This is a genomic window from Vibrio caribbeanicus ATCC BAA-2122 (assembly GCF_000165125.1).
Taxonomy (GTDB): Bacteria; Pseudomonadota; Gammaproteobacteria; order Enterobacterales; family Vibrionaceae; genus Vibrio; species Vibrio caribbeanicus.
The window spans coordinates 26,955-42,593 of sequence record NZ_AEIU01000088.1 but is presented as its reverse complement, the minus strand read 5'-3'; the positions used below and the strand labels follow the sequence as shown (position 1 = coordinate 42,593).

Sequence of the window (15,639 nt, the reverse complement as noted above, 5' to 3'; positions counted from 1 at the left end):
TTAGTTAGAACTCCAATTTGGTAAGCGTTTTTCTAAAAATGCAGTCAAACCCTCTTGTCCTTCCTCCGAGGCTCTGATTTTTGCTATCAACTCACTTGTGTATTGGCGCATTGAGGCATCTATCTCTTTTCCATCGCATTCAAGACATAGCTTTTTCGTTTCAATAAGGGCTTGAGGCCCAAAGCTAAGGATCGATTTGAACCAGCCCTTTACATATTGTTCAATATCGTTTTTTTCTAGAACTTGATGAACAATTTGTAACTTCATTGCGACTTCTGCATCAATTAGTTCAGCTGTAAGCATATAGCGACGCGCATTGCGAACTCCCATTGCTCTAATTACATAGGGCGCAATGGTTGCAGGAACTAGACCGAGTTTCACCTCGCTTAAGCAAAATTTGGCATCTGTATGTGCTACGACCATATCGCAGCAGCACACCAAGCCCAGAGCACCACCAAAGGCAGCTCCCTGAACAATAGCCATAGTAGGTTTGGGAAAGTTATCCAATTTATCCAGAAGGTTAGCAAGTTGCATTGCATCTTGCTGGTTTTCTTCGATGGATTTAGATGCCATGGAGCGCATCCACTCTGCGTCGGCTCCTGCAGAGAAATTCTTGCCTACTCCTTCTAGTCGTAGTCCTCTGATTCCTGAGGTGTGAGTGAGTTTCTCGATCTCTGCAATTAGTGCATTTATCGTTTCCGCATTAAAAGCATTAGCACGATCTGGGCGGTTGATAATAAGTGACGCGATCCCATCTGAATCAATGCGACATTCTACAGAATAAGGTGACGTATCCGTTGTCATCGTTTTTTCCTTTACATTCTAAAGACGCCAAATTGGCTTTCCGGGATAGGGGCGTTAAGGGCTGCACGTAGAGCATGGGCGAGAACGCTTCGTGTTTCTTTAGGGTCTATGATGCCATCATCCCATAAACGGGCGCTTGCGTAGTAGGGGTGACCTTGTGTGTCGTAGAGGTCAAGAATATCATCTTTAAAACGTTGCTCATCAGCTGCTGGCCATTGTTTTCCCTCACGTTTTAAAACTTGGTTCTTGACCTGAGTAAGGACACCAGCCGCTTGCTCACCTCCCATAACCGAGATTCGAGCATTTGGCCACATCCACATCATGGTCGGATCGTAAGCCCGACCGCACATACCATAGTTGCCTGCTCCGTAAGATCCGCCAATAATGACCGTAAATTTAGGTACATCGGCGCATGCAACAGCCATTACCAGCTTGGCACCATTTTTGGCAATTCCACCTTCCTCAACCTTTTTGCCCACCATGAAACCAGTGATATTTTGCAAAAAGAGCAAAGGAATTTTCCTTTTTGCACACAATTCGATGAAGTGTGCCCCTTTCTGTGCAGATTCTGAAAATAAGATGCCATTGTTGGCAATAATACCGATTAAATTGCCTTCGATACGGGCAAATCCACATACCAGAGTAGTGCCAAATAGGGCTTTAAACTCATCAAACTCAGAGCCATCAACGATTCGAGCGATTACTTCTCGGACATCAAACGATAAGCGCAAGTTCGCATTGACCACACCATAGATTTCTTTGGCATCATAGATAGGAGGATTGATGAACTCTTCATCATCAATTTTATTTTTGAACAGGTTAGTGTTAGCTATCGCATCTCTTGCTAACATCATTGCATGATGCTCACTATCAGCATAATAGTCCGCTACTCCTGATTTTCGACAGTGGACGTCAGCACCTCCTAACTCTTCGTCAGAGACTATTTCACCGGTAGCAGCTTTAACTAGAGGTGGACCAGCAAGGAATATAGTTCCTTGCTGCTTGACCATAATCGCGACATCTGACATTGCAGGTATATAAGCACCACCTGCGGTACATGGTCCCATCACAACGGCGATTTGTGGTATACCATCTGCAGACATTCGAGCTTGGTTAAAGAAAATACGGCCAAAATGGTCTTTATCTGCAAAAACTTCCGCTTGATGAGGCAAGTTTGCACCGCCTGAGTCAACTAGGTAAACACAAGGTAATTTACAACGTTGGGCAATCTCTTGAGCACGAAGGTGCTTCTTAACTGTTAGTGGGTAATAGGTTCCGCCTTTCACCGAGGGGTCATTGGCGATGATCATGCAGTTGATACCACTAATTTCACCAATACCAGCTACAGCTCCGGCACAAGCAATATCATCATCGTAAACATTCCACGCTGCAAACATACCCACTTCTAAAAATGGGCTACCGTCATCGAGCAACATGATAATCCGCTCGCGTACTGGGTTCTTGCCTTTACGACGTTGACGCTCTTGTGACTTTTCTCCTCCTCCCATCTTGATTTTCGCAATATCAAAATTCAATTGATTGACGAGTGAGGACATCGCTGAATAGTTTTCGGTATAGAGCGGTGTGTCTGTTTTTAATTTAGATTTGATTACAGGCATTTTTAACCTCAATTAGCGTGTTTCTTCAAATAATTCTCGGCCAATTAACATACGTCTTATTTCTGACGTTCCGGCTCCGATCTCATACAATTTGGCATCACGTAGCAATCTGCCTGCAGGGTATTCGTTGATATATCCGTTTCCACCGAGCAATTGAATTGCATCGAGCGACATCTGGGTGGCAAGCTCTGCATTGTACAAAATAACACCTGCCGCATCTTTTCGAGTTGTCTGGCCAGCGTCGCAAGCTTTTGCAACGGCATAAAGGTAAGCACGAGCAGCATTGGTACGTGTGTACATATCAGCGACTTTTGCTTGAACTAGTTGGAATTCACCAATTGATCGACCGAACTGTTTGCGGTCGTGAACATAGGGTATGACTAAATCTAGACAAGCTTGCATAATACCGAGAGGGCCAGCAGCGAGAACGACACGCTCGTAATCCAAACCACTCATCAATACTTTAACGCCTTGGTTTACTTCCCCAAGTACGTTTTCGACCGGAACCATGCAGTCTTTGAAGACTAGCTCACAGGTATTGGAACCACGCATACCCAATTTATCGAGTTTTTGAGCATGACTAAAACCGTCAAACGTTTTTTCAACCAGAAAAGCGGTGATCCCTTTTGAGCCTTGATCAGGTGCGGTTTTGGCGTAAACAACGACGACATCAGCATCGGGGCCATTGGTAATCCACATTTTGCTGCCGTTCAAACGATAGTATTCGCCTTCCAACTCAGCCCTTAGCTGCATGCTGACGACATCAGAGCCTGCATTAGGCTCACTCATCGCTAAAGCCCCTATATGGGAACCATCAACTAATTTAGGTAGATACTTTTCTTTTTGTGCGGTATTGCCATTACGGTAAATTTGATTCACACAGAGGTTTGAATGAGCACCATAGCTCAGAGCGACAGAGGCAGAGCTACGGCTGATTTCTTCCATAGCGACGACATGTGCGAGGTATCCCATATCAGCACCACCGTACTGTTCTGCAACGGTGACACCCAACAACCCCATTTCTCCAAGCATCGGCCAGAGATGGTTGGGAAAATTATTATCTTCATCGATTTGTGCTGCGAGTGGAGAGATGTGTTCATGTGCGAAACCGCGAACGTGATCACGCAACATATCAATAGATTCATCAAGCCCAAAATTGAGCGGGGTGTAGGTGGATAACATAACGCCTCCGAGCGAATAGTTCCGAGTAAAATACCCGAAGACGTCACATGGAGTTAGCTGACTTTACGTGTGCTTAAAGCTTGTTCACAGCGTTCTCGAGCAGTATCGAGATCTTCCAGCATACTCTTGATATCTTCGAGTTGGCGCAAAAGCACCGCTTCTTTTTCATCAATAATCTTTAGCATTTCAGTAAGTTGGACGTCGCCTTGTTGTGTGTCGTACAACTCAAATAGCTCGCGTATTTCGGCGAGCGAAAAACCTAAGCGCTTCCCTCTTAAAATCAGTTTGAGACGAATCTTATCCTTGCGATTGTAAATTCGCATACTGCCTTTCCGTTCTGGCTGCAGTAGACCCTCGTCTTCGTAAAAGCGAATACTCCTTGTCGTTATGTCGAATTCTTTTGCGAGCTCGCTAATTTTATAATTTTCCAAAATGGCTTATTCCTGTTGTGTTTACACTTGGGTCAATTGTTGAATGAAAAATTTAGTGGTTCAACAAAATTTAGTAAATGTTTTATTATGTTTCTTTACGTTTACGTAAATGTTAGTGCTATGCTTACGTAAACGTCAAGAAATTAAATTTGTCTTGATCACATCAATCAAATGAAAAGTTGTTCAAAGGTGAAGCAAATCATCCCTCTTGAATAATCAACGTGAGTAATGGGGTACAGAAAATGGATTCAAAAGGGCAGAGTGAAATCTGGATAGTTGCTGCAAAGCGAACACCAATGGGATGTTTTCAAGGAGCACTAGCTGAATTTACGTCACCTCAACTAGGAGCAATGGCAATAAAGAGCACAGTGGAGCAAGCTAGTCTACCTGTTGAAATAATCGATGAAGTTTTTATGGGTTGCGTCCTACCAGCAGGCTGTGGCCAAGCTCCTGCGAGACAAGCGGCTTTGAATGCTGGATTAGATAAATCAACAGTTTGTACCACCATAAACAAAGTGTGTGGATCAGGTATGAAAGCCGTCATGCTGGCTTATGATTTGATCAAAGCAGGTAGTATCCAAGCAGCCATTGCAGGTGGAATGGAGAGTATGACAAACGCCCCATACTTGCTTAAAGAATCTCGCAAAGGAATGAAAATGGGTCATAAGTCTGCCTATGACCACATGTTTCTTGATGGTCTGCAAGATGCTTACGAAGGCCACTTAATGGGTGTTTATGGTCAGCAGAGTGCTGATCAGCTTGATTTTTCGAGAGAGCAAATGGACCAATGGGCTGAGCAGTCTGTTTCTCGAGCCTGTGCATCAGACAGACAAAATCTCTTTGCCAATGAAATAACATCAGTTGATTTAAAAAATGGTGAGGTGCTTTCTTACGATGAGCTACCAAGAACGATTGATACCAGCAAAATCACAAAGCTGAAACCTGCATTCTCTAAAGAGGGTTCAATAACGGCAGCAAATTCAAGTGCTATCTCCGACGGAGCTTCTGCATTAATGGTCATGGACTCGAATTTAGCGCGAAAACATAATCTAGAGCCCCTTGCCATTATTCGCGCTCATGCAAGTCACGCGCGCTCTCCTAGCGAGTTTACCATTGCACCTGTCGATGCCATTAAAGATCTTCTCAATAAGCTTAATTGGGAATTGGCTGATATTGACTTGTGGGAAATTAATGAAGCGTTTGCAGTCGTAGCTCAGATTGCAGTTCGTGAGCTGGGTCTAGAGGCAGAAAAAGTCAATATTAAGGGTGGTGCTTGTGCTCTAGGGCATCCTATCGGCGCGAGTGGAGCTCGTATTCTCACTACTCTCATTTATGCACTGCGTCAGCAGCAGGCCTTTGGCATTGGTGGTGATGTTACCACACGTAAGGCTATGAAAGGCGTTGCGGCGATTTGTATCGGCGGTGGTGAGGCAACCGCAATAGGAATTGAAATTCCGGTTTAACTTATTGTTTTAATGGAAGGAAACAAAAATGACTAAGTCAGTATCTTTATTTATCGGTGGTGAGTTTTGTCAATCTGAAACCAAAGATTGGATTGAGGTCACTAACCCAGCAACTAATGAAGTGATTGCAAAAGTACCACATGCAACGACGACAGAAATGGAACAAGCTATTGTTAATGCTGAAGAAACGTTCCATGAATGGAAAAATGTCGCTATATCTGAGCGTGCCCGCTTGATGTTGAGATACCAACATCTGCTAAAAGAACATCATGATGAACTCGCTGAGATTTTGTCTCAAGAAACGGGGAAAACGATTGTTGATGCAAAAGGTGACGTTTGGCGTGGTATTGAAGTTGTAGAACAAGCAGGCAATATTGCCAGCAACATGATGGGAGAAACGGTTGAAAATGTGGCAACAGACATTGATACCTACTCGCTGATACAGCCTTTGGGAGTATGCTGTGGAATTACACCATTCAATTTTCCTGCAATGATTCCACTTTGGATGTTCCCACTTGCTATTGCGGCAGGTAATACCTTCGTTTTGAAACCATCTGAGCAAGTTCCTTTAACAGCAATGAGGTTGGTGGAGCTTTTCGAACAAGCAGGAGCTCCAAGAGGTGTTCTTCAGGTCGTACATGGTGGCAAAGAACAAGTCGACTTTTTGCTTGCTAATCCTGTCATCAAAGCTGTGTCTTTTGTTGGGTCGGTTCCTGTTGCGAAATATATCTATCAAACGAGTACCTCCTACAATAAGAGAGTTCAAGCTTTTGCTGGAGCTAAGAATCATATGGTTGTGATGCCTGATGCGAATAAAGCTCAGGTAGTGAATAGCTTAGTTGGTGCTTCGGTAGGTGCTGCAGGTCAGAGATGTATGGCGATATCAGTCGCTGTTTTTGTCGGGGATTCTAAAGAATGGATTGGGGATCTTGCAACTGAGCTGGCTAAGGTTCGTCCAGGTGTCTGGAACGATGAAAAAGCGGGTTATGGTCCACTGATCAGCAAAGAGGCGCGATCGCGTGTTGTTCGCCTTATTGATGAAGGAAAAGCTCAAGGTGCGAAGTGCGAGCTTGATGGAACTCAATGCGTGGTTGATGGATACCCAAATGGAAACTGGTTGGGCCCCACACTTTTCAGCGGTGTGACGACAGACATGTCCATTTATGAACAGGAAATTTTCGGTCCAGTTCTGGTTTGTTTAGAAGTCGAGACCTTAGAGGACGCAATAAAGCTCATTAATGAAAACCCATATGGAAACGGGACTTCAATCTTCACAGCTAATGGAGCAGCGGCGCGTAAATATCAACATGAAATCCAAGTTGGTCAAGTGGGAATAAATGTTCCAATCCCTGTCCCACTACCTTTCTTTTCATTTACAGGTTGGCGCGGCAGTTTTTACGGTGATCTTCATGCATACGGTAAACAAGCGGTACGTTTTTATACTGAGACAAAAACGGTGACTACTCGTTGGTTTGAAGATGATATTCCGACAGGACCCAACATGACCATTCAATTGAAGTAAGGAAAGGTGAAATGGATTTTGAATTAACAGAAGAACAGAGAGCTTTTGCAGATACCGCAGAGCAATTTGCACGAGAACGCTTGGCCCCAATGGCTGCTGAATGGGATGAAAAACATGAGTTTCCCAAGTCTGTCCTCCGAGAGGCCGGTGAACTTGGTTTCATGAGTCTCTATACGCCAGAAGAACAAGGTGGTTTGGGTTTGAGTCGTCTTGATTCATCCATCGTCTTTGAGAAGTTGGCTATGGGCTGCACGTCTACGGCTGCTTTTATGACCATACACAATATGGTGACATGGATGATTGGTTCATTCGGATCGGAAGAAATTAAGCAGCAATACTGTCCAAAGCTTATTACGGCAGAGTGGTTAGGCTCATATTGCCTGACTGAGCCAAATGCAGGTTCAGACGCTGCTGCTCTTACGACCAGTGCCAAGCTTACAGATGAAGGGTATGTACTCAATGGTAGCAAGGTGTTTATTTCTGGCGCAGGGGACACCGATGTCTTAGTCGTGATGGCAAGAACTGGCGAACCAGGTGCGAAAGGTGTGTCTGCATTTGTTGTGCCTGCCAATGCAAATGGCATTAGCTACGGTCGGAGAGAGCCGAAAATGGGTTGGAACTCTCAACCAACGCGAAGCATTACTTTTGATAACGTGCTGGTAGAAAAAAGTAATTTGCTCGGTGAAGAGGGGCAAGGGTTCATCTTCGCGATGAAAGGTTTGGATGGTGGACGAATTAATATAGCGACATGCTCAGTTGGTACCGCACAGCATGCCCTTGAACAAGCAACCCAATACATGCAAGAGCGGAAGCAGTTTGGCAAGCCCATCGCGGATTTTCAGGCTTTGCAATTTAAACTTGCCGACATGGCTACAGAGTTGGTTGCAGCGCGGCAAATGGTACGCCTAGCTGCGAGCAAGCTTGATAATGGTGACACGCAAGCAACGACTTATTGTGCGATGGCCAAGCGCTTTGCCACTGATATTGGTTTCAAAGTATGTGATCAAGCTCTTCAGATTCATGGCGGTTATGGTTATATCCGAGAATATCCACTTGAACGCCACTTTAGAGACGTACGTGTCCATCAAATTTTAGAGGGAACGAACGAGATTATGCGCTTGATCATAGCGCGCCGATTACTGACTGACGGTCTACAAATATTTTAAGGAATGTGTTCATGACACAAAGTGTAAATAACCTTATTGAAAGTACAATTGATGGCAATATTGCGATTCTCAAGATCAATAACCCACCAGCAAATACTTGGACAAAGGAGAGCCTAGGCCAATTAAAATCTATTATTGCAACACTGAACGATAATTCAGAAGTTTACTCACTTGTTATTACTGGTGAAGGTAACAAGTTTTTCTCTGCCGGTGCTGATCTGAAGTTATTTGCTTCGGGAGATACTGCGATTGCGGAACAAATGGCTAGAGCTTTTGGAGAAGCTTTTGAAGCCCTTTCTCACTTCAGAGGAGTGTCAATTGCTGCGATCAATGGCTATGCCATGGGCGGTGGTCTAGAAGTCGCTCTGGCATGCGATTTACGCATCGCAGAAGAGCAGTCTTTGCTCGCGCTACCAGAAGCTAAGGTAGGGCTCCTCCCTTGTGCGGGCGGCACCCAAAATCTGACGTCACTTGTTGGGGAAGGCTGGGCGAAAAGAATGATTTTGTGCGGTGAACAATTATCGGCGAAAAAAGCACAAAGTATTGGTCTGATTGAAGAAGTCGTCGAAAAGGGCGGTGCATTTCAAGCTGCCCTAGAATTAGCTAAATCTGTATCTGAACAGTCTCCTGTTTCGGTTACAGCGTGCAAAAAGCTGATACAAAATCACCGCGTCTCTTCCTTTAATGATGGTCTTGAACTTGAGCGTAAATACTTTGTTGATTTGTTCAACACACAAGACCAAGCCGAAGGGGTGAATGCCTTCCTAGAAAAGAGAAAACCACTGTGGAAGAACCAGTGATTTAAGGAGGCTAGGATGAGCGATACAGTAGAATTTATAGAATTAGCATGCTCAAACAATGAGCACAAAATAGGTGTTGCGACATTAGATAATCCATCTTCATTGAACGCATTATCTTTCGATATGTTGGTGAGCCTAAAAGATAAATTAGAACTTTGGCATAATGATGAATCCATTATTTGTGTTGTTATTCAGGGTTCTGGTGAAAAAGCATTCTGTGCCGGCGGTGATATTCGCACTATGTACAACGTTATGCGGGACACCGACGATGAACAAACTCAAGAGTTTTGCACAACCTTTTTCACTGTTGAGTATCAATGCGATTACCTAATCCATACTTACAGCAAACCTGTGATTGCTTGGGGAGAGGGAATTGTTATGGGCGGGGGAATGGGACTCTTTATGGCATCAAGTCATAGGGTTGTAACGCCCAAATCTCGCTTGGCCATGCCAGAAATTTCTATTGGTCTATATCCTGATGTTGGGGGGACGTATTTTCTAAATCGTCTTAACCACAATATCGGAATGTTTCTTGGTATGACTGGCATTATGGTTAATGCCAGTGATGCAAAAGAGCTTAAAATGGCGAATCACCTTTTGTTGTCCGAAGATAAACCAGCATTGGTTGAGCAACTGCAAATGGTGGACTGGAATACATGTATTGATTCCTACGAAGCCGTGTCTGATTTATTGGAAACAATGGAAACAAACGTCGCTGACAAAATGCCTGAACATCAATTATTGCCATTTATGGATCGCATCGAATCTGCATGTCGTCCCGATGGTATTGAAAATGTAGTTAACAGGATATTAACGCTTGAGATTAAAGAACCGTGGTTTGAAACCGCCAAATCAAATTTACTCTCTGGAAGCCCGATAACGGCTCATATTTGCTACAGGCAGTTAACTCAATTAGAGGGCCTCTCCTTAGCAGATTGCTTTAGAACAGAACTTAATTTATCGGTAAGAAGCTCGCTTTTAGGTGAATTTCAAGAGGGAGTAAGAGCTCGACTAATTGATAAAGACGGCAGCCCAAATTGGAGGTATTCAAATGTCTCAGAGGTCGACAAAAAAATGATCGACCAAATGTTCACCCCTCTTTGGGATAAAGAGGAACACCCTTTATCTCAGCTCGGACAATTTTGATAATGGAGATCGATTTATGGAAAGGATAGCATTTGTTGGCCTTGGTAATATGGGTGCCCCTATGGCAAAGAACCTGTTATCAGCAGGTCTATCGGTCAATGTTTTTGATTTGGTCAGTGAGCTTGCTAGGCCGCTTGCGGAGTTTGGAGCCAATGTTTGTGAGACCATTGAAATGGCAGTCGCTGACGTCGATGTTGTCATCACTATGCTTCCTGCTGGCAAGCATGTTAAGGCAGTTTATTTGGGTGATGAAACTTCGAAAGGCGTATTCTCATTACTTAAAAAGAATAGCTTAGTGATTGATTCTTCGACGATAGATCCGGAATCAGCAAGGATTGTTGGTGAGGTAGCGCATGAAAAAGGGATTCAATTCGTTGATGCTCCTGTATCCGGTGGAGTAGCTGGTGCAGCCGCAGGGACTTTAACGTTTATCGTGGGGGGACACGAAGGTGCTTTCTCACAAGCTGAGAAGATCCTATCTCATATGGGAAAGAACATTTTCCATGCGGGTGGTGTCGGCAGTGGTCAAATGGGCAAAATTTGTAATAACCTCATGCTCGGAATTCTCATGTCTGGTACATGCGAGGCATTAACACTTGGTGTTAATAACGGACTAGACCCCAAAGTTTTGTCAAATATTATGCTGCAGAGCTCAGGGCGTAACTGGGCCTTGGAGCTTTATAATCCTTGCCCTGGTGTGATGGAAAATGCGCCTGCCTCTAACGATTACAAGCCGGGCTTTATGAGTAAGTTAATGTTGAAAGATCTGGGGCTTGGTTTGGAGGCTGCTGCACAAAGTCAATCTGCGGTACCTATGGGCTCATTAGCACGCAATCTTTTTGCACTGCATGCAATGGCTGGAAATGATGAACTTGATTTCTCAAGTCTCTTTGAGTTCTATCAAAAATCTGAGCTATGAGGAGAATGAACAGTGGAATTAAAAAATAGCGTTATTGCGATAACAGGTGCAGGTCAGGGTCTTGGGCAAAGTATGGCGATTAGTCTTGCTCAGGCTGGTTCTCATCTGGCGTTGATTGATTTGAATAGCCAAGGCCTTGAAGAGACGTTGCAGGCCTGTACTGATTTCGATACCAATATTAAACTTTATTGCGCTGATGTGACGGATGAGCAAGATGTTGAAGCGACATTTGAACGGATAGTTGATGATTTTGGTCAGTTAAATGGCTTGGTGAATAATGCAGGGATCCTGAGAGATGGCTTATTGGTTAAATCAAAGGATGGAGTGATCTCCAAAATGCCTCTAGAACAATTTTCCTCTGTGATTAATGTAAACCTTACGGGAACGTTTTTATGTGGTCGTGAGGCTGCTGCAAAAATGATCGAAACGGGCTGCGCTGGTGTTATTTTGAATATTTCTAGCGTAGCTAGGGCAGGAAACATTGGTCAGACTAATTACGCAGCCTCTAAGGCTGGTGTCGCTACATTTGCCACAACTTGGAGCCGTGAATTAGCGAAATACAACATACGCTGCGTTGCGATAGCGCCTGGGGTAATCAAAACACCAATGGCAGCAGAGATGAGGCCAGAGGCCATAGAGCGTCTTGAAGCTATGATTCCTTGCCATCGAATGGGAGAGACATCTGAAATTGCCAATACTGTAAAGTTCATTTTTGAAAATGACTACGTAAATGGTCGTGTTATAGAGGTTGATGGAGGTATAAGAATGTAGCAGGTCAGAAGTTATGCAAAATAATAGAAATTTTAAATTATTATTTTCGAAAACTTTTAGTTTTCTGCATATACTTATAGAACTGAGTGCATACCCATACTAATACTACCACGTCTTGTTGTTACACCAGCACTGTGTAAATGTGGTTTATAAAAAGAAGTACAGAAAGCGTTGGTCGGCAATTTTGTCCTCAAATTCAATTCTGCGGTTGTGAGATTCCGTGAGAGGTTGTCGTTATGAAAATTGCAACAAAAATCGTGCTAGCATCAACAGTATTGTGTACGCTGGCGGTTGTAGCTACGGGTGTAATTGTCGGCTGGCGCTCTTCCGATTTGTCCGAAACAGCGCTTTTTAAACGTGCAAATGAACAAATGGTCTCGGTCCGAGAGAATAAAAAGAACGAGATAGAGGATTATTTTGATCAGATAAAGTATCAAATGCTAACGACGGCGAATTCGATTGGTGTTAGAGACGCAATGTTAATGTTTGACGAAGCCTTTGGAAGGTATCCCGTCTGGGAAGTTTCTGAGGGCGACGTATCGAAGTTGGGCGATTACTATAGTTCTGCATTCGGTGCCAATTACAAGCAGCTCAATGACGGTGAGTCTGCCAACGAGATGCAAAAACTCAATATGTTGTCCCCCCTGGCTAAGGCACTACAGGCCAGATACATTGGTGTGAATCCTAATCCGCTCGGTGATAAACATCAACTAATGAGCGATTCGCTTGGTACCGATTACGACAAAGCTCATGCAACCTATCACCCTAGTATTAAAGGCTTCCTTGAGGCCTTTGGTTATTATGATATTTTTCTTGTCGACAACGACGGTAACATTGTTTATTCAGTCTTTAAGGAACTAGACTTCGCGACAAACCTCAACTCTGGTCCATATTCTAATAGTGGTATATCAAAAGCATTTAAAGGCGCTCTTAATTTGTCCCCAAGCGACTATCATTTGGAGGATTTTGCTCCCTATTACCCTTCTTACGAAGCCGCAGCTTCGTTTATCGCGACTCCAATTGTCAAAGATGGTACACGTCTGGGTGTATTAATATTCCAGATGCCTGTTGATGAAATAAATAAGATAATGACGTTTAAATCCAATTGGAAAAACGCAGGATTGGGTGAAACGGGCGAAGCTTTCTTAATTGGTCCTGATGGGCTTAAACGAAGTGAATCTCGTCTACTGCTTGAGCAGCCCAAACTGTACTTTGAATCTCTAGAGGCATCTGGCTTATCTGCTTCTACGATTGCTCAAATTAACGGTAAGGGTTCTGCGATAGGGCGTCAACCAGTTGCAACATCAACGTCGAAAGCAGCATTGTCTGGAAAAAGTGGAACGGATGTGGTGCGAGATTTTAAAGGACATAGGGTATTGTCTGCTTATGCACCTGTTGATGCTGCGGGTCTGACTTGGGGGATAATCACGGAAATCCACGAGGATGAAGCTCTTGTTGATGTAAGAAAGCTGACGGGCTCCCTTACAACCACGGTGATCACAAGTATCATTATTGTCGTTATTTTATCGATAATTATCTCTTACATCTTAGGTAATAGTATTGCTAACCCAATAAAAGCAGCAATAGGAAAAATACAACTTATTAGTAGAGATAATGATTTGACCCAGAGGTTTGAAGTCGCTGGAAGGGATGAAATGACTGATTTAGCCGTCTCTATGAACGGGTTGTTTATTCATCTGCAAGAAATATTTGGCAAGTTTGCTCAGGCAAGCAGTAATTTAAATGAAAATACCAGCACCATGGCTGGTAATATGAACAATGCTCGTGGTTCTATTTCTGACCAAAACAATCGAACTGGAACTGTATCCACAGCTGTTAACGAAATGAGTGCTTCTATTGCAGAAGTCGCGCAGTTTGCTACAAGAGCCGCAGAATTTGTGAAGCAAGCGAATGAAACAGGAAGCGAAGGGGTTCAAGTGGGCCGAAACTTAGGCGACGAGATCTCTCGCTTGGACAATGAGATGCAAACAGCAGTTTCAGCGATAAAACGTCTTCATAATGAGTCAAACTCAATCGGTGAAGTTTTGGACGTTATTCAAGGGATTGCTGAGCAAACCAACTTACTCGCCCTGAATGCAGCTATCGAGGCCGCAAGGGCTGGTGAGCAAGGAAGAGGATTCGCGGTAGTTGCTGACGAAGTTCGTTCACTCGCGGGTAGAACTCAAACGTCAACTGAAGAAATAAGAAGTAAAATCGAATCGTTGCAAAGGGAAACTAGCAGCGTTTCAAAAAGTATCGAGAGCGCGAATAGCACAGTGTCTCAGGGTGTCTCGACGTGTGATCAGAATACTCAAATGCTCGAGCAGATCGTTTCCATGCTCAATGAACTAAATGAAATGAACGTTCAGATTGCTTCTGCGACGGATCAGCAAAAAGCGGTCACGGAAGAGATAAGTGGCAATATCACTGATATCTCGGATGCATCAGCGAATGTGACATCTCAGGTACAAGACGCCGATGACTTGCTGCAGGGCCTGTCAAACGAAGCCGAGCGTCTCAATTCCGAAGTGTCTCAATTTAAGTACTAATCATACTATAAAGTTACAGGGCCCCCCGTGGGCCCTTTTTATTTATTACAAAAGTGTCGTCGTTACTGTTTTCTTAGATATGGTCTGTTCAAATCGTCGCTTTGTCTGCAAGGTGAGCTACGCTTTCTGCAAATTCGTTGAGATTACTTAGGGATACATGGCAAATTTGAGGTTGCTATTAATTCGATACGCACAGAAGGCAAGGGGAGTGGCGGGCTATTTTGAGGCTGTTTGAATAAAGGAGTGTATTGCGAGAGTTTATGAAAACTTTGTACGGCTATGGATTTTAGCACCGTTTATTATTTCTTCACATTCTTGGTCGTTGATATCGAGCAAACCTTCACGGTAAGAATGCTCCATTACCTTGATATCATTTTTTAATAGCTCAATAAGTTTATCTGAGGCTGCCTTATTATCGCGGGTAAGCACCAATTCAATAATATCCAATCTACGTTGGCATGAGCGTCGTACCGACGATTTGAAATACATTGATATTAAGTCCGCAGCTTTACGCAAACGATTATGTTTTTGCATATTATTGAGGAAAAAACGATTCCCTGAGCACTCGGCAAGAAGCTCATGAAATTCTGCACTTAAATTGTACAATTGAATAGCATCAATACTCTCTGGGTGGGATATTGCTTTGATATGTTTGTCTCTACATGCCTCTAACTTTTCTCGTTTTAGGCTCCACGTTGGTTCAAGTAGACCTGCTGGTTCAAAAACTATTCGACACCTATAGCTTTCTGAATGTCTTTCCAAAGTGTTAAAAACACCATTCAACTGCCATTTGTACCCCGGACTACGGGAGCAGATTTCATCATTTTCCATAAGCTTGAGAGTGCTTTGTACTTCATTTTTTGTTACGCTGTAACGCTTTTGGATTTCATTTTCTGAAAAGGATGGGCCTACTTTATTTAAAAAGATGTCCATCAATAACTTCAAGTATAATAATTCTTGATTAGATTTTTGTGTGTTGTAGGCTTCAAAGCTCTCAATATCGTCTGAATCAATCAATAAAATAAAGCCCTTATTAGGTATTTTCTCACAGATATTCTCATGTGAAAGGTACTCCAAAACTTTACGAAGTGGTGTCCGTGAAACATGAAAATATTCTGCTATGATAGACTCATTTAAAATGGTTCCCTTTTTAATTTTATTGGCTCTTAGTTTATTAATTAGGCTAAGCAATAAATCATACTGAAGTTTTGTAATATCTTTATTTTCCATGGTGTCGATAAAAAACTATCTATTTTCATTTGTATTA

The 15,639-nt window shown here is 43.3% G+C and carries 13 protein-coding genes; 8 read left to right on the top strand and 5 right to left on the bottom strand.

The features are described 5' to 3' along the window. From RH40_RS14255 to RH40_RS14240, 4 genes are read right to left on the bottom strand one after another with little or no spacing between them, the layout of a single operon-like run. Nucleotides 1-804, bottom strand: a complete 804-nt coding sequence (locus tag RH40_RS14255; RefSeq protein ID WP_009602292.1) for an enoyl-CoA hydratase-related protein — start codon at nt 802-804, stop codon at nt 1-3. Between the two features lie 11 nt (nt 805-815). Continuing rightward, entirely contained in the window at nt 816-2,423 is a 1,608-nt protein-coding gene (locus tag RH40_RS14250) for a carboxyl transferase domain-containing protein (protein ID WP_009602291.1), read from the bottom strand. A 12-nt stretch (nt 2,424-2,435) separates the two neighbouring features. Next, nucleotides 2,436-3,605: an isovaleryl-CoA dehydrogenase gene (locus RH40_RS14245; RefSeq protein WP_009602289.1), complete on the bottom strand. Its 1,170-nt coding sequence runs from the start codon at nt 3,603-3,605 to the stop codon at nt 2,436-2,438. Between the two features lie 53 nt (nt 3,606-3,658). After that, nucleotides 3,659-4,036: a MerR family transcriptional regulator gene (locus tag RH40_RS14240; RefSeq protein ID WP_009602288.1), complete on the bottom strand. Its 378-nt coding sequence runs from the start codon at nt 4,034-4,036 to the stop codon at nt 3,659-3,661. Nucleotides 4,037-4,278: 242 nt separating this feature from the next. Between RH40_RS14240 and RH40_RS14235 the strand changes: the two genes are divergently transcribed. The 8 genes from RH40_RS14235 (at nt 4,279) to RH40_RS14200 (ending at nt 14,372) form a co-directional block, all read left to right on the top strand. Further along, the gene (locus RH40_RS14235; protein ID WP_009602287.1) at nt 4,279-5,499 is read left to right on the top strand and encodes a thiolase family protein; all 1,221 of its coding nucleotides are present in this window, start codon (nt 4,279-4,281) and stop codon (nt 5,497-5,499) included. A 28-nt stretch (nt 5,500-5,527) separates the two neighbouring features. Beyond that, on the top strand, nt 5,528-7,021 hold the full coding sequence (locus RH40_RS14230) for a CoA-acylating methylmalonate-semialdehyde dehydrogenase (protein ID WP_009602286.1): 1,494 nt from the start codon (nt 5,528-5,530) through the stop codon (nt 7,019-7,021). Between the two features lie 11 nt (nt 7,022-7,032). Beyond that, nucleotides 7,033-8,187 carry an acyl-CoA dehydrogenase family protein gene (locus RH40_RS14225; RefSeq protein ID WP_009602285.1) on the top strand — a complete coding sequence of 385 codons (1,155 nt, stop codon included), beginning with the start codon at nt 7,033-7,035 and terminating at the stop codon, nt 8,185-8,187. 11 nt (nt 8,188-8,198) lie between these two features. After that, nucleotides 8,199-8,987 (top strand): enoyl-CoA hydratase, encoded by a 789-nt coding sequence (locus RH40_RS14220; RefSeq protein WP_009602284.1) that lies wholly within the window; start codon nt 8,199-8,201, stop codon nt 8,985-8,987. A 15-nt stretch (nt 8,988-9,002) separates the two neighbouring features. Then, entirely contained in the window at nt 9,003-10,133 is a 1,131-nt protein-coding gene (locus RH40_RS14215; protein WP_009602283.1) for an enoyl-CoA hydratase/isomerase family protein, read from the top strand. Nucleotides 10,134-10,149: 16 nt separating this feature from the next. Beyond that, entirely contained in the window at nt 10,150-11,052 is a 903-nt protein-coding gene (mmsB, locus tag RH40_RS14210) for a 3-hydroxyisobutyrate dehydrogenase (RefSeq protein ID WP_009602282.1), read from the top strand. A 12-nt stretch (nt 11,053-11,064) separates the two neighbouring features. Further along, on the top strand, nt 11,065-11,823 hold the full coding sequence (locus RH40_RS14205; protein ID WP_009602281.1) for an SDR family oxidoreductase: 759 nt from the start codon (nt 11,065-11,067) through the stop codon (nt 11,821-11,823). 236 nt (nt 11,824-12,059) lie between these two features. Next, nucleotides 12,060-14,372 (top strand): methyl-accepting chemotaxis protein, encoded by a 2,313-nt coding sequence (locus RH40_RS14200; RefSeq protein ID WP_009602280.1) that lies wholly within the window; start codon nt 12,060-12,062, stop codon nt 14,370-14,372. A gap of 258 nt (nt 14,373-14,630) precedes the next feature. Here RH40_RS14200 and RH40_RS14195 read toward each other — a convergent pair whose 3' ends face one another. Further along, complete coding sequence (locus RH40_RS14195) at nt 14,631-15,602, bottom strand: GntR family transcriptional regulator (RefSeq protein WP_009602279.1); 972 nt, start codon at nt 15,600-15,602, stop codon at nt 14,631-14,633. Between the last annotated feature and the right edge of the window lie 37 nt (nt 15,603-15,639).

Excerpts from the sequence above, each read along its gene's own strand:
- RH40_RS14255 (WP_009602292.1), bottom strand. The coding sequence starts at position 804 with ATGACAACGGATACGTCACCTTATTCTGTAGAATGTCGCATTGATTCA.
- RH40_RS14250 (WP_009602291.1), bottom strand. The coding sequence starts at position 2,423 with ATGCCTGTAATCAAATCTAAATTAAAAACAGACACACCGCTCTATACC.
- RH40_RS14245 (WP_009602289.1), bottom strand. The coding sequence starts at position 3,605 with ATGTTATCCACCTACACCCCGCTCAATTTTGGGCTTGATGAATCTATT.
- RH40_RS14235 (WP_009602287.1), top strand. The coding sequence starts at position 4,279 with ATGGATTCAAAAGGGCAGAGTGAAATCTGGATAGTTGCTGCAAAGCGA.
- RH40_RS14230 (WP_009602286.1), top strand. The coding sequence starts at position 5,528 with ATGACTAAGTCAGTATCTTTATTTATCGGTGGTGAGTTTTGTCAATCT.
- RH40_RS14225 (WP_009602285.1), top strand. The coding sequence starts at position 7,033 with ATGGATTTTGAATTAACAGAAGAACAGAGAGCTTTTGCAGATACCGCA.
- RH40_RS14220 (WP_009602284.1), top strand. The coding sequence starts at position 8,199 with ATGACACAAAGTGTAAATAACCTTATTGAAAGTACAATTGATGGCAAT.
- RH40_RS14215 (WP_009602283.1), top strand. The coding sequence starts at position 9,003 with ATGAGCGATACAGTAGAATTTATAGAATTAGCATGCTCAAACAATGAG.
- mmsB (WP_009602282.1), top strand. The coding sequence starts at position 10,150 with ATGGAAAGGATAGCATTTGTTGGCCTTGGTAATATGGGTGCCCCTATG.
- RH40_RS14200 (WP_009602280.1), top strand. The coding sequence starts at position 12,060 with ATGAAAATTGCAACAAAAATCGTGCTAGCATCAACAGTATTGTGTACG.
- RH40_RS14195 (WP_009602279.1), bottom strand. The coding sequence starts at position 15,602 with ATGGAAAATAAAGATATTACAAAACTTCAGTATGATTTATTGCTTAGC.